The organism is Citrobacter braakii, assembly GCF_002075345.1.
GTDB lineage: Bacteria > Pseudomonadota > Gammaproteobacteria > Enterobacterales > Enterobacteriaceae > Citrobacter > Citrobacter braakii.
In genome coordinates this window covers 529,347-543,626 of sequence record NZ_NAEW01000001.1, presented here as the reverse complement: position 1 = coordinate 543,626, position 14,280 = coordinate 529,347, and the positions used below count along the sequence as shown (strand labels likewise).

Below are 14,280 nucleotides of genomic sequence, written 5' to 3'. Positions count from 1 at the left end.
CTTTCCTGCGGTCTGTGTTGTGAATTTAATCGTTTGCGTGTTGCTTTGTTTGTTGTATCACATTTTTTTCTAATACGCTCAGCAGATTTACAGGCAGAATCCGCCTGTTAAAAACCGCTGAAATTGCTCATCATTACAGGGTGTCATTAAAGTGTTCACGTCGCGTCAACGTTCTGGCGCAAAGACAAAGGTGAAAAGTATTTATGGTAAATTTCCGCCAGCCCAAGGATATTGCACAAGTGCTGCTATCGGCGCTGTTTTTAGCCGTCATGATTGTGGCCTGTCTTTGGATTGTTCAGCCCTTTATCCTCGGTTTTGCATGGGCGGGGACGGTGGTCATTGCGACCTGGCCGATCCTGCTACGCTTACAAAAATTGCTCTGGGGCCGTCGCTCGCTGGCCGTGCTGGTGATGACCCTGCTGCTGGTGCTGTTGTTCATCATTCCTATCGCGCTACTGGTCAATAGCATTGTTGATGGCAGCGGGCCATTGATCCATGCCGTAACCGCAGGCGATATGACCCTGCCGGATCTGGCGTGGCTGAACAGTATTCCGTTGGTCGGCGCAAAATTGTATGCCGCGTGGCACAGTCTGCTGGATATGGGCGGCGCGGCCATCATGGCCAAGGTTCGTCCTTATATCGGCACGACGACGACCTGGTTTGTTGGCCAGGCTGCACATCTTGGCCGCTTTATGATGCACTGTGGTCTGATGCTGCTGTTCAGCGCCCTGCTGTACTGGCGCGGTGAACAGGTGGCGTTAGGTATTCGCCACTTCGCTTGTCGCCTGGCATCCAAACGTGGCGATGCCGCCATTCTGCTGGCAGCACAAGCCATTCGCGCCGTCGCATTAGGCGTTGTGGTCACCGCGCTGGTGCAGGCAGTGCTCGGTGGCATTGGTCTGGCGGTAACCGGCGTGCCGTACGCCACGTTGCTGGCGGTATTGATGATCCTGTCTTGTCTGGTGCAACTGGGACCATTGCCGGTGCTGGTCCCGGCCATTATCTGGCTGTACTGGACGGGCGATTCAACCTGGGGCACGGTGCTGCTGGTGTGGAGCGGCGTGGTCGGAACGCTGGATAACGTTATTCGCCCGATGCTGATTCGCATGGGGGCCGATTTGCCACTGATCCTGATTCTCTCAGGGGTCATCGGCGGACTGATTGCCTTCGGCATGATTGGTCTGTTTATCGGCCCGGTTGTACTGGCCGTGTCCTGGCGTCTGTTCTCCGCCTGGGTAAACGAAGCCCCTGCGCCAGGTAGCGATCCCGACGAAATCCTCGAAGAAATTGCTGAAATCGAACGCAATAAGTAATCCCAATCCCACGTCAGGCGGCACCGCCGCCTGATTGTTTAACAATACTAATCAATTCCGCCCGCTTACTGAATAAGACCCAACGTTATCCTTCTTTAAATACTCATTTGCTTCGCAAATTATTTACAGTTTTTAAACTATTGAGATGAATCTGATCGACGTAAAAAATCAGTATGCCTACTATTAGCCCATGGCTTTAGATCAACACATTGATTTATAAGCATGGAAATCCCCTGAGTGAAACAACGAATTGCTGTGTGTAGTCTTTGCCCATCTCCCACGATGGGCTTTTTTTTGTCCTTGGCGCGCCTCGCCACCAACCTTACCGCACCACAGCTCATCTCTTCCCCGTTGATAAACAAATAATATTGCACAAGATACTGTGACTCTCTTCAAGCCGAAATATCCACAGCAATGTTATTACTATTCCACCGTCTTTTATGAGGTGATCAAATAATGAACGCATTAGAACTCCAGGCTATCCGCCATATTTTTGCTATGACGGTAGAAGAAAGCGCTATGTATATCTCGCGGGATCACAATGTTGCCGCCTGGCAACAATGGGAGAATGGCGAAAGGGAAATCCCGGAAGACATCACGCGCATTTGTGCAGAAATGAAAGCCAGACGAAAGTTAAGAATTAACGCCATTATCGAAAAAATAAATAACCGTATCGGTAATAACACCATGCGTTTCTTTCCCGATCTGAACTCTTTTCAGGCGGTTTATCAGCACGATGATTTTCTCGACTGGAAAATCTATCAATCGGCCGCTGTTGAACTGTATGCCCACGACCTTGAGCGTTTGTGTTAAGAGACCGCAGCGCCACACTCATTTAGCCTCTTCGCTGAGTAACATATTATGAAAAACACCTATTTCTCCACTGCGATAGGGCTGTACTTTAATTACCTGGTACACGGCATGGGGGTCATTCTGATGAGCCTCAATATGTCTTCACTGGAACAACAGTGGCACACCGATGCCGCAGGCGTCTCAATTGTTATTTCCTCACTCGGCATTGGCCGTTTAAGCGTGTTATTGGTGGCGGGCATGCTTTCCGATCGCTATGGCCGCAGACCGTTTATTATTTTCGGCATGGCCTGCTACCTGCTGTTCTTTGTAGGCATCATCAATACTCACAGCATTTATATTGCCTATGCTTTTGGATTTTTAGCCGGAATGGCAAACAGTTTTCTTGACGCCGGAACTTACCCCAGCCTGATGGAGGCGTTTCCCCGCTCTCCCGGCACGGCTAATATCTTAATTAAAGCGTTTGTTTCCATCGGTCAGTTTCTGCTGCCGATGATTATCAGTCTGCTGGTGTGGGCAGAACTTTGGTTTGGCTGGTCCTTCCTTGTGGCGGCCGCGGTGATGCTAATCAATGGCGTATTTTTGTTTCGCTGTCGATTCCCGGCCCATCCTGGGCATCAAGCCCCCCTCAAGGCATTACCCGTTGAACAGAAAAGCATACAATCTGAACATCGTTGTTCTCTTCTTGATCTCGCCAGTTACACTCTGTACGGCTACATCGCCATGGCGACATTTTATCTGATAAGCCAGTGGTTGGCACAGTACGGACAGTTTGTCGCCGGGATGTCCTACACCTTATCGATCAAGCTGTTAAGCATATATACCTGCGGTTCTCTACTGTGTGTGTTGATCACCGCGCCACTGGCACGAAAGACGGGGCGCGCAACCTCTCTGTTAATGCTGTACACCTTTATCTCATTTATCGCCTTGCTGATGGTTTGCCTGCATCCGTCGATCTACATGGTGATCGTCTTCGCGTTTGTCATCGGTTTCTCTTCAGCCGGAGGCGTTGTACAAATCGGTTTAACGCTGATGGCCGCACGCTTTCCCGATGCGAAGGGCAAAGCCACCGGGATTTACTACAGCGCGGGCAGCATTGCGACCTTCACCATCCCACTGATAACGGCAAGACTCTCGCAGACCAGCATTGCTCACATCATGTGGTTTGATACCGGTATAGCCGCGGTAGGCTTCCTGTTAGCATTGTTTATTGGCTATCGCAGCCGTATCACGACAAAGCAGCAACTAAACATGGCGACGGTCGTAAAATAACGCGGATGCAATATTGTTCTCCCCCGCTGCAAAATAATTGGTCGCGGTTTTAAAACTTCAGCAAAATCTTGGTTGAAAGAATTAAGTTTCACAGTTGAGCATGCAACATACCTGGTAACTTAAACGCCATGCTATGTAGGCACAATATCAGCACCCCAGTATATTAATCACAAGGTCGCCGCAATTTAAACAATATCGACGAGCACAGAACAATTTTAAAATCCGCAAGGAGTTGTGAACATGTCTCAAAATAAGACCTTTAATACGCCATTTCTTTTGGCGATAATCTGTATTTATTTAAGTTATTTTTTACACGGCATTAGCGTCATTACACTGGCGCAAAACATGAGTTCTCTTGCAGAAAAATTCTCCACCGACAATGCTGGGATAGCCTATTTAATTTCCGGCATTGGTCTTGGCCGCCTGGTGAGTATTTTATTCTTTGGTGTGCTCTCAGATAAATTTGGTAGACGGGCTATCATTCTGTTAGGGGCAATTCTGTACATGCTGTTTTTCTTCGGCATTCCCGCCAGCCCGAATCTGATGATTGCCTTTATTCTCGCTGTTTGTGTCGGCGTCGCTAACTCGGCCCTGGATACAGGGGGCTATCCGGCATTGATGGAATGCTTCCCTAAGGCATCTGGGTCAGCGGTTATCCTGGTTAAAGCGATGGTCTCATTCGGGCAGATGATCTACCCCATCGTCGTCAGCACCATGCTGCTCAACCATATCTGGTACGGCTATGCGGTCATTATCCCGGGGGTACTGTTCGTCGTCATAACGTTGATGCTGCTCAAAAGCCGTTTCCCCAGCCAGATGGTGGATGCGGGCATTGCAAAAGAGCTACCGCAGATGAACAGTAAACCGCTGGTCTGGCTGGAAGGCGTAGCCTCCGTTATGTTTGGGGTGGCCGCATTCTCGACCTTTTACGTCATCGTAGTCTGGATGCCGAAATACGCGATGGCATTTGCCGGCATGGCAGAAGCCGACGCGCTGAAAACCATCTCTTACTACAGTATGGGTTCGCTGGTCTGCGTGTTTATTTTTGCTGCACTGCTCAAGAAAATGGTTCGACCCATTTGGGCGAATGTGTTTAACGCCGGGCTGGCAACCCTCACCGCAGCGGTTATCTATTTATATCCATCCCCATTGGTGTGTAACGCCGGTTCATTTCTTATCGGGTTTTCTGCCGCAGGCGGTATTTTACAGCTCGGCGTTTCGGTGATGTCAGAGTTTTTCCCCAGGAGCAAAGCCAAGGTCACCAGTATTTATATGATGATGGGGGGCGTAGCCAACTTTATTATCCCATTAATCACCGGATACCTTTCAAACATTGGTCTGCAGTACATCATTTTGCTGGACCTTGCATTTGCTTTGCTGGCCTTCATCACCGCCATCATCGTCTTTATTCGTTACTACCGCGTATTTGATATTCCCAAAAATGATGTGCGGTTGGGCGAACGTTATTTTCAATAAATTGCTTAGAAGGAGTATCAAATGGACGTAACTGCAAAATATGAACTGATTGGTCTGATGGCCTACCCGATCAGACACAGCCTGTCGCCTGAAATGCAAAATAAGGCATTAGAAAAAGCGGGATTACCTTTTACCTACATGGCATTTGAAGTCGATAACTCCACGTTTGCTAATGCGATTGCCGGGCTGAAGGCCTTAAAAATGCGCGGTACCGGAGTCTCAATGCCCAACAAGCAACTGGCATGTGAATATGTTGATGAATTAACGCCTGCAGCCAAACTGGTCGGCGCGATTAATACTATCGTCAATGATGATGGTTACCTGCGCGGCTACAATACTGATGGCACGGGTCATATTCGTGCCATCAAGGAAAGCGGTTTCGATATCAGGGGTAAAACCATGGTACTGTTGGGCGCAGGCGGCGCGTCAACGGCCATTGGCGCCCAGGCGGCGATTGAAGGCATCAAAGAAATCAAACTCTTTAACCGTCAAGATGAGTTCTTTGCCAAAGCGCAGGAATTCGCCAAACGTGTTAATGAAAATACCGATTGCGTGGTCACCGTTATCGATCTCGACGATCGACAGGCTTTTGCGGACGCACTGGCAAGCGCGGATATTCTGACCAACGGTACGAAAGTGGGAATGAAGCCGCTGGAGAACGAATCTCTGGTGACCGACGTTTCCCTGCTACGCCCGGATCTGCTGGTGACTGAATGCGTCTACAACCCGCATATGACCAAATTATTGCAACAGGCACAACTTGCCGGTTGCAAAACGATTGATGGTTACGGCATGTTGTTATGGCAAGGGGCTGAACAGTTTAAACTCTGGACAGGGAAAGATTTCCCTCTTGAGTATGTGAAACAGGTTATGGGTTTTGCAGCCTGATGGGCAAGCATTTGTAAAATATTTAAAGGGTAATCGATGAAAACCGTAACCGTAAAAAACCTCGTCATTGGCGAGGGTGCGCCGAAGATCATTGTCTCACTGATGGGTAAAGACATCGCAACGGTAAAAAGCGAAGCGCTGGCCTATCGCGAGGCGGATTTCGACATTCTGGAATGGCGCGTTGACCATTTCACCGAGGTGTCCTCCGTTGATGCCGTACTGGAAGCTGCACGCGCCATCCGCGAGGTGATGGCTGACAAACCGCTGCTGTTCACCTTCCGTAGTGCCAAAGAAGGTGGTGAACAGGCGCTGGCTGTCGAAAACTATATTGCGCTAAACCGTGCGGCGGTAGATAGCGGTCTGGTCGATATGATTGACCTGGAGCTTTTCACCGGTGACGAACTGATTAAAGCCACCGTCGAATATGCACATGCAAAAAATGTCGCCGTCATTATGTCGAATCATGATTTCCATAAGACGCCAGCGGCACAAGAGATTGTCCTGCGCCTGCGTAAAATGCAGGAGCTTGGCGCTGATATCCCGAAAATCGCCCTGATGCCGCAAAACAAGACGGATGTATTGACCCTGCTTGGCGCAACTCTGGAAATGCAGGAACGCTATGCCGATCGCCCGATCATTACTATGTCGATGGCTAAAACAGGGGTGATTTCACGTCTGTCCGGTGAGGTTTTCGGTTCAGCGGCAACCTTTGGCGCGGTGAAAAAAGCCTCTGCCCCTGGGCAAATTTCGGTCACCGACCTACGTACCGTTTTGACCATATTGCATCAGGCGTAATAGTACTGTTTATCCATATTAATATCAGTAATGCCCTGCCCCAGATATTCGCTTAATCCCGAATATCGGGCAGATGGCCGGACATTATTAAATAACTCACATTATTATTGTCGAATATAGCGACAGGTAGTCGCACGCATATAATCTGGAGTTCACATGAAATTATCAAGACCAAAACGCATTGATGGTCGGGTCCCCGTATTATCCGCAGCGGATGCCATTAATTATATTCCTGATGAGGCAACGCTCTGCGTATTAGGCGCAGGCGGCGGTATTCTCGAAGCAACAACATTAATTAACGCGCTGGCTGAAAAATATAAAAATGCACACTCACCCCGAAACTTATCATTGATTAGCCCAACGGGATTAGGTGACCGTGCTGACCGTGGAATTAGCCCGTTAGCACAGGAAGGTTTAGTCAAATGGGCATTATGCGGCCACTGGGGACAATCACCACGAATTTCTGACCTCGCTGAGCAGAATAAAATTGCCGCCTATAACTATCCTCAGGGCGTATTAACCCAGACCCTGCGTGCCTCGGCAGCCCACCAGCCGGGTATTCTGAGCGAGATCGGTATCGGAACATTTGTCGATCCCCGCCAACAGGGCGGAAAGCTGAATGAAGTGACCACCGAAGATCTGATCAAGCTGGTGGAAATTGATAACAAAGAGTACCTCTACTACAAAGCCATTGCGCCAAACATCGCCTTTATTCGCGCCACCACCTGCGACAGCGAAGGTTACGCCACGTTTGAAGATGAAGTTATGTATCTCGACGCGCTGGTGATTGCTCAGGCCGTTCACAACAACGGCGGTATCGTCATGATGCAGGTGCAAAAAATGGTGAAGAAAGCCACACTGCACCCAAAAGCCGTGCGTATTCCGGGCTATCTGGTCGATATTGTGGTCATCGATCCCGATCAAACTCAATTGTACGGCGGTGCGCCGGTTAACCGCTTTATCTCGGGCGATTTTGTCCTTGATGACAGCCAGCAGACTGCCCTGCCGCTCAATCAGCGTAAACTGGTGGCCCGACGCGCCCTGTTCGAAATGCGCAAAGGCGCGGTCGGCAACGTTGGCGTGGGTATCGCCGATGGTATTGGTCTCGTTGCTCGCGAAGAAGGCTGCGCTGACGACTTTATTCTGACGGTCGAGACCGGCCCGATTGGCGGAATTACCTCCCAGGGCATCGCCTTTGGCGCCAACGTCAACACCCGCGCGATTCTGGATATGACCTCCCAGTTTGACTTCTACCACGGCGGTGGGCTGGATGTATGCTATTTAAGCTTCGCCGAAGTGGATCGCCACGGCAATGTCGGCGTACATAAATTCAATGGCAAAATTATGGGGACCGGCGGTTTTATCGATATTAGCGCCACCTCGAAGAAAATAATATTTTGCGGCACCTTAACTGCCGGAAGCCTGAAAACGGAAGTTGCCAATGGCAAATTAAATATCGTGCAGGAAGGCCGGGTGAAAAAATTCGTCAACGAATTACCTGAAGTCACTTTCAGCGGAAAAATTGCACTCGAGCGCGGACTGGATGTGCGTTACATCACCGAGCGTGCTGTATTTACGTTAAAAGAAGATGGCCTTCATTTAGTCGAAATTGCGCCAGGAGTCTCTTTGCAGGAAGACATTCTGGACAAAATGGATTTCCCTCCGGTTATTTCTCCGGAACTGAAACTGATGGACGAAAGATTATTTATCGATGCTTCGATGGGTTTTATATTGCCCGATGCCGCCAATTAAAAGGAGTACCCTGATGGATTTTTCATTAACTGAAGAACAAGAGCTGCTGCTTGCCAGCATTCGCGAACTGATTACCAGCAATTTCCCGGAGGAATATTTCCGTACCTGCGATCAGACGGCTACCTATCCGAAAGAGTTTATGCGCGCCCTTGCGGACAACGGTATTTCAATGCTGGGCGTTCCGGAAGAGTTCGGCGGTATCCCGGCAGATTACGTCACGCAGATGCTGGCACTGATGGAAGTTTCCAAATGCGGCGCACCCGCTTTTTTAATCACGAACGGTCAGTGCATTCACAGTATGCGTCGTTTTGGCTCCGCCGAGCAGTTACGTAAAACGGCAGAAAGCACCATGGAAACGGGCGATCCGGCTTATGCGCTGGCATTAACCGAACCGGGAGCAGGTTCAGACAATAACAGCGCCACCACCAGCTACACCCGCAAAAACGGCAAGGTATATCTCAACGGGCAAAAAACCTTTATCACCGGCGCTAAAGAGTATCCTTATATGCTGGTACTGGCTCGCGATCCGGAGCCGAAAGATCCGAAGAAAGCCTTTACGCTGTGGTGGGTGGATTCGAAGAAACCCGGCATTAAGGTTAATCCGCTGCATAAAATCGGCTGGCACATGCTCAGCACCTGCGAAGTCTATCTTGATGATGTTGAAGTAGACGAAAGCGATATGGTCGGCGAAGAAGGCATGGGCTTCCTCAACGTCATGTACAACTTTGAGATGGAACGGTTGATCAACGCCGCGCGTAGTACCGGTTTCGCCGAGTGCGCCTTCGAAGATGCCGCCCGTTACGCTAACCAGCGCATCGCATTTGGTAAACCGATTGGCCATAACCAGATGATCCAGGAAAAACTGGCGCTGATGGCGATTAAAATTGAAAACATGCGCAATATGGTGTTGAAAGTCGCCTGGCAGGCCGATCAGGAACAGTCGCTGCGGACCAGCGCGGCGTTGGCAAAACTGTACTGCGCCCGCACGGCAATGGAAGTGATTGATGACGCCATTCAGATCATGGGCGGGCTGGGTTACACCGATGAAGCGCGCGTTTCCCGATTCTGGCGCGATGTTCGCTGCGAGCGCATTGGCGGCGGCACCGACGAAATTATGATTTACGTCGCCGGACGCCAAATCCTGAAAGATTACCAGAATAAGTAAGCGGTAATTCGTGCCGGATAGCACACAAGCGTTTTCCGGCACGAGCCAGGGTAATCAGACCTCTGGCATCAAACATTCCTGCTCAACAAGATTATTTTTAAACTGCTTGCGATAATCACTGGGGGTACAACCCACATGCCGCTGAAAGAGTTTGGCAAAGTGATCGACATTTTCATACCCTACCCGCCAGGAGATTTCCGCTAACGAAGCTTCCGTATTCGTCAGGGCAAATTTCGCCTCGGTCATTCGTCGCTGAATCACATAATTGATCGGCGAAATTCGATACTCCTTAGTAAATTCATGGCAGATATAACTCACGCTGGCCCGGAATTTTTTGGATAACTGATCGAGAGTAATTTTTTCACGGAAGTTATTATTTAAATAAACCAGCACATCTTTAATTAAGACATCTTTTTTAATATAACCTTGCTCAGAACGATAGGCATTTTTAAAGTTTTCGTAAAATAAAACGGTTAAAGCATAAGCAAAAGCGTCGTAGGCTGAAGATGTCAGGTTATTTTTGCTCTGGGGGAGCATAACCCCCAACTCATTAAAGATACTCTTAATAACTTCCTTCCCCTGAGTAACGCTAATCACCGGACACGAGTGCATCTGCAATAGCTGATTATCCTGCCAGCCGTTGAAACGAAAACCGTAGAGCGCGCAGGTGTAAGTCGTTGCAGGTGCGCTACTATCCGAAGCAACCGCATGAAGTCGCCCTTGCTCTATCACCACGATATCCCCGGCATGCGCGACATACAGCGACGAATCGATAATTAATCTTGCGACCCCTTTTTTGACATAAATAAGCTCTGTTTCATTATCGTGAACGTGATGACCCGACTCCCAGTTAGGGTCATCACTGATGACGAATCGCGAGAATCTCGGGGTTTTCCCCTGTTCAAAAAGGGTCTCCACGGCATTATCAAAACAGCGTTGATACATGACAACCTCCACCTAAAGGCAGCAATTTTGGGATTATTAATATCAGAAAATAAAAATGATAATGACGTTATACAACGTTATTCCTTCCCGGCGAAACAAAATTATTTGCGCCGTCTGCAAGATGACACCTTTTGCTTTGGTACATTGCTGTCATTGATTATTTGCGTTTTATAATAATCAAAAAGAATAAATGTTATTAAGCCTGCATTAATAATTTACATATAAGAAACAAATTCAGCGCAGAGGCGATTAAAAACATGATGCATTTCGCAATTATTTTCACTGTCTTTGTGTTCCCGTTTTTTCCTCTGGGACGCACCGTCTGATTATTGCTGATAAACCAGGCATTCCCGGGACGTTTTTTTTGCAAGATTGTTGGCAATGAAAACAGATTTCCCCGTCGAAAACAGCCCTCCCTCTGTCGCACACTATTTTCAGTCAATTTTCCCTACTGTCGATAATGACGCACCACGTCATCATCCACACGAGAATCACTGGAGATGCCATGAAAATAATAACCTGCTTTAAGTTGGTGCCTGAAGAACAGGACATTGTTGTTACCCCACAGCGCTCGCTTAACTTTGACCGGGCCGATGCCAAAATCAGCCAGTTTGACTTAAATGCGATAGAGGCCGCAGCGCAGCTTAGCGCGGAGGGTGATGAAATCATCGCCTTAACGGTGGGCGGGTCGCTACTACAAAACTCCAAAGTGCGTAAAGACGTGCTGTCCCGCGGGCCGGACAGTTTGTATATGGTGCAGGATGCACAACTGGAGCATTCATTACCCCGGGATACCGCTCAGGCGCTGGCCTGTGCGGCCAACAATATGGATTTCGACCTGATGCTGTTCGGTGAAGGATCGGGGGATATCTACGCGCAGCAGGTCGGCTTACTGGTTGGCGAACTATTACAGCTCCCGGTGATTAATGCCGTCAGCAGCATCCAACGTAACGGCGATCGCCTTGTGGTTGAGCGCACACTTGAAGATGAAGTCGAAGTAATTGATCTGCCGCTCCCCGCCGTACTGTGCGTGACGTCGGATATCAACACACCGCGTATTCCCTCGATGAAGGCGATTCTGGGCGCGGGTAAAAAACCGGTCACCCCGTGGCAAGCCAGCGATATTGGTTGGATACCTGCATCACCGTTAGCGGAACTGGTGAGCCTTACCGTGCCGCCGCAAACCGAACGTCAGCACATCATTCTGGAAAATGACTCAGCAGAAGCCATTGTCGAACTGGCTGAACACCTGAAAAAAGCCCTGAACTAAGCCCAACGGAGAGAAATCATCATGAGTAAATTAGCCAACGTCTGGGTGTTCAGCGATAACGTAGAACGCTATGCAGAATTAATGGCCGGCGCTCGCCTGTGGGGTGAGCAGGTACACCTTATCGTACAAGGCAGCGACCAGGCCAATCAGTTGCAAGCCTTGGGTGCCGATAAGATAGTCGTGCTCGACGCAACCTCCGGTTTACAGCGTGTTGAAAATTACGCTGAGACCATCGCCGCCCTGATGCAGGAACACGCCGGGCTGCTGCTGATGTCCGCGACTAAACGAGCCAAATCCCTTGGCGCACGCTTAAGCATTCAGCTCAACGCAGCGATGGTGAACGACGCCACATCGGTAACGCTGGATGCAGGCATTTTGTTCGCCGAACACCGGATGTATGGTGGTCTGGCATTTGGCAAAGAAAAAATCAAAAGTACGCTGGCGATTATCACGCTTGCTCCAGGCCAGCTTGAACCGGTCGCGGAAAATGCCTCGCACAACTGCCCGGTTGTCTCAGCAACGTACATCGCGCCGCACCATGAAGTGATGTGCCTGGAGCGTCGTGCCAAATCCGTGAGCAGCGTGGATCTCAGCAAAGCCAGGCGCGTGGTGGGTGTGGGTCGCGGTCTGGTGGCGCAAAACGATCTGGAAATGGTGCGCCAACTGGCATCTGTGCTGGGTGCTGAAGTGGGTTGTTCACGACCGATTGCCGAAGGCGAAAACTGGATGGAACGCGAACGCTACATTGGCGTTTCTGGCGTGTTATTGAAATCAGACCTGTATCTCACGCTGGGCATCTCAGGACAAATTCAGCATATGGTCGGCGGTAACGGCGCGAAAGTCATTGTCGCCATCAACAAAGATAAAAAAGCCCCTATTTTCAATTACGCCGATTACGGTCTGGTGGGCGACATCTACAAAGTGGTTCCGGCCCTTATCGACCATCTCAGCCGCTAATCCCGTTAACGCACATCTCCCGCTGCCCTCGCGGCGGGAAAGGAGCATAAAGCATGTCAGATGAAAAATTTGATGCCATTGTGGTCGGGGCTGGTGTAGCGGGTACAATGGCAGGTTACGTTATGGCCCGGGCCGGACTGGACGTACTGGTCATTGAGCGCGGCAACAGTGCTGGCAGTAAAAATATGACCGGCGGGAGACTCTACGCGCATAGCCTTGAGCGCATCATGCCCGGATTCGCGCAGGAAGCGCCTCTCGAACGTAAAGTCACCCGCGAAAAAATCTCCTTCCTGACCGAAGAGAGCGCCGTTACCCTCGACTTCCATCGTGAAAAAGACAACGCGCCAGCGCAGGACTCTTATACCGTTTTGCGCAACCGGCTTGACCCATGGCTAATGGAAAAAGCGGAACAGGCTGGCGTGCAGTTCATCCCCGGCGTGCGCGTCGACGCGCTAATTCGCGAAGGCAATAAGGTCACCGGTGTGCAAGCCGGGGACGATATCCTTGAAGCCAATATTGTCATCCTTGCCGATGGCGTTAATTCTATGCTGGGACGGTCGCTGGGAATGGTTCCCCCCTCTTCTGCGCAGCACTATGCCGTTGGCGTAAAAGAGCTGATCGGCTTACCGTCGGCGGTGATTGCGGATCGGTTCAATCTGTCAGGCAACGAAGGTGCAGCCTGGCTGTTCGCAGGTTCACCGTCTGATGGACTGATGGGAGGCGGATTTCTGTATACCAACCAGGATTCCATCTCTCTGGGCCTGGTGTGTGGTCTGGGGGATATTGCCCATGCCACGAAAAGCATTCCGCAAATGCTGGAAGACTTTAAGCGACACCCGACTATTCGTCCGCTGATTGCCGGCGGTGAACTGCTGGAGTATTCCGCACATATGGTACCGGAAGGCGGTCTGGCAATGGTTCCGAAACTGGTTGATGACGGGGTAATGATCGTCGGCGATGCCGCTGGTTTCTGTCTGAATCTGGGTTATACCGTGCGCGGCATGGATTTGGCGATAGCTTCCGCAGAAGCCGCCGCCCAAACAGCCATTGCAGCAAAAGAGCGCCAGGATTACTCGGCCAGTAGCTTGATGGATTACAAACGCGCCCTCGAACAGGGCTGTGTGATGCGTGATTTACAGCATTTTCGCAAGATCCCGGCGCTGATGGAAAACCCGCGCCTGTTCACCCAGTATCCCCGCATGGTGGCCGATATCATGAACGATATGTTTACCGTCGACGGAAGCCCAAATCAGCCCGTTCGCAAGATGATCATGTCCCATGCCAGGCAGATTGGGCTGATGAACTTACTGAAAGACGGCATCAAGGGGGCCACCGCACTATGAATCAGGACACTAACGTTAACGTCGACGTCAAACTGGGCGTCAATAAATTTAATGTTGATGAAGGCCACCCGCACATCATTCTGGCTGAACATCCCGACCTTAATGAATTTCGCAAGTTGCTGAAAGCCTGCCCCGCCGGACTGTATAAACAGGATGAGAGTGGAAATATTCATTTTGATTCCGCAGGCTGCCTGGAGTGCGGCACCTGCCGGGTGCTGTGCGGTGACACGATCCTCACACAATGGGAATACCCGCTCGGAACATTTGGCGTTGATTTCCGCTACGGCTAACGGA

General features: G+C 50.2%; 13 protein-coding genes and 1 other RNA gene. 13 read left to right on the top strand and 1 reads right to left on the bottom strand.

Features of this window, described 5'->3' with window-relative positions:
• Positions 1 to 203 precede the first annotated feature (203 nt).
• The 9 genes from ydiK (at position 204) to BZK42_RS02815 (ending at position 9,471) form a co-directional block, all read left to right on the top strand.
• Complete coding sequence (ydiK, locus tag BZK42_RS02855; protein WP_016156362.1) at positions 204 to 1,313, top strand: AI-2E family transporter YdiK; 1,110 nt, start codon at positions 204 to 206, stop codon at positions 1,311 to 1,313.
• Positions 1,314 to 1,503: 190 nt separating this feature from the next.
• Positions 1,504 to 1,611, top strand: an RNA gene (rprA, locus tag BZK42_RS02850) — antisense sRNA RprA.
• Between the two features lie 158 nt (positions 1,612 to 1,769).
• Positions 1,770 to 2,126 carry a YdiL family protein gene (locus BZK42_RS02845; RefSeq protein ID WP_019076677.1) on the top strand — a complete coding sequence of 119 codons (357 nt, stop codon included), beginning with the start codon at positions 1,770 to 1,772 and terminating at the stop codon, positions 2,124 to 2,126.
• A 48-nt stretch (positions 2,127 to 2,174) separates the two neighbouring features.
• Complete coding sequence (locus tag BZK42_RS02840; RefSeq protein WP_080858721.1) at positions 2,175 to 3,395, top strand: MFS transporter; 1,221 nt, start codon at positions 2,175 to 2,177, stop codon at positions 3,393 to 3,395.
• 240 nt (positions 3,396 to 3,635) lie between these two features.
• On the top strand, positions 3,636 to 4,871 hold the full coding sequence (locus BZK42_RS02835) for an MFS transporter (RefSeq protein ID WP_047417810.1): 1,236 nt from the start codon (positions 3,636 to 3,638) through the stop codon (positions 4,869 to 4,871).
• 21 nt (positions 4,872 to 4,892) lie between these two features.
• Positions 4,893 to 5,759 carry a quinate/shikimate dehydrogenase gene (gene ydiB / locus BZK42_RS02830; RefSeq protein ID WP_016156358.1) on the top strand — a complete coding sequence of 289 codons (867 nt, stop codon included), beginning with the start codon at positions 4,893 to 4,895 and terminating at the stop codon, positions 5,757 to 5,759.
• 36 nt (positions 5,760 to 5,795) lie between these two features.
• A complete protein-coding gene (aroD, locus tag BZK42_RS02825; RefSeq protein WP_016152893.1) occupies positions 5,796 to 6,554 on the top strand; it encodes a type I 3-dehydroquinate dehydratase in 759 nt (252 codons plus the stop codon).
• A gap of 156 nt (positions 6,555 to 6,710) precedes the next feature.
• Entirely contained in the window at positions 6,711 to 8,306 is a 1,596-nt protein-coding gene (locus BZK42_RS02820) for an acyl CoA:acetate/3-ketoacid CoA transferase (protein ID WP_046274671.1), read from the top strand.
• A gap of 13 nt (positions 8,307 to 8,319) precedes the next feature.
• On the top strand, positions 8,320 to 9,471 hold the full coding sequence (locus BZK42_RS02815; RefSeq protein ID WP_003836610.1) for an acyl-CoA dehydrogenase: 1,152 nt from the start codon (positions 8,320 to 8,322) through the stop codon (positions 9,469 to 9,471).
• Positions 9,472 to 9,525: 54 nt separating this feature from the next.
• Here the strand turns inward: BZK42_RS02815 and BZK42_RS02810 are convergent, their stop codons facing one another.
• On the bottom strand, positions 9,526 to 10,416 hold the full coding sequence (locus BZK42_RS02810; protein WP_016152891.1) for an AraC family transcriptional regulator: 891 nt from the start codon (positions 10,414 to 10,416) through the stop codon (positions 9,526 to 9,528).
• A gap of 505 nt (positions 10,417 to 10,921) precedes the next feature.
• Between BZK42_RS02810 and BZK42_RS02805 the strand changes: the two genes are divergently transcribed.
• The 4 genes from BZK42_RS02805 to BZK42_RS02790 are packed head-to-tail and all read left to right on the top strand — an operon-like array spanning position 10,922 to position 14,276.
• A complete protein-coding gene (locus BZK42_RS02805) occupies positions 10,922 to 11,686 on the top strand; it encodes an electron transfer flavoprotein (protein ID WP_080858720.1) in 765 nt (254 codons plus the stop codon).
• 21 nt (positions 11,687 to 11,707) lie between these two features.
• Positions 11,708 to 12,643, top strand: coding sequence for an electron transfer flavoprotein subunit alpha (locus tag BZK42_RS02800; protein WP_019076670.1), 936 nt, complete (start codon positions 11,708 to 11,710; stop codon positions 12,641 to 12,643).
• Between the two features lie 53 nt (positions 12,644 to 12,696).
• Positions 12,697 to 13,986 (top strand): FAD-dependent oxidoreductase, encoded by a 1,290-nt coding sequence (locus BZK42_RS02795; protein ID WP_049040471.1) that lies wholly within the window; start codon positions 12,697 to 12,699, stop codon positions 13,984 to 13,986.
• Complete coding sequence (locus BZK42_RS02790) at positions 13,983 to 14,276, top strand: ferredoxin family protein (protein WP_016152887.1); 294 nt, start codon at positions 13,983 to 13,985, stop codon at positions 14,274 to 14,276. Before BZK42_RS02795 ends, BZK42_RS02790 begins: the two co-directional genes overlap by 4 nt.
• The last annotated feature ends 4 nt before the right edge of the window (positions 14,277 to 14,280 follow it).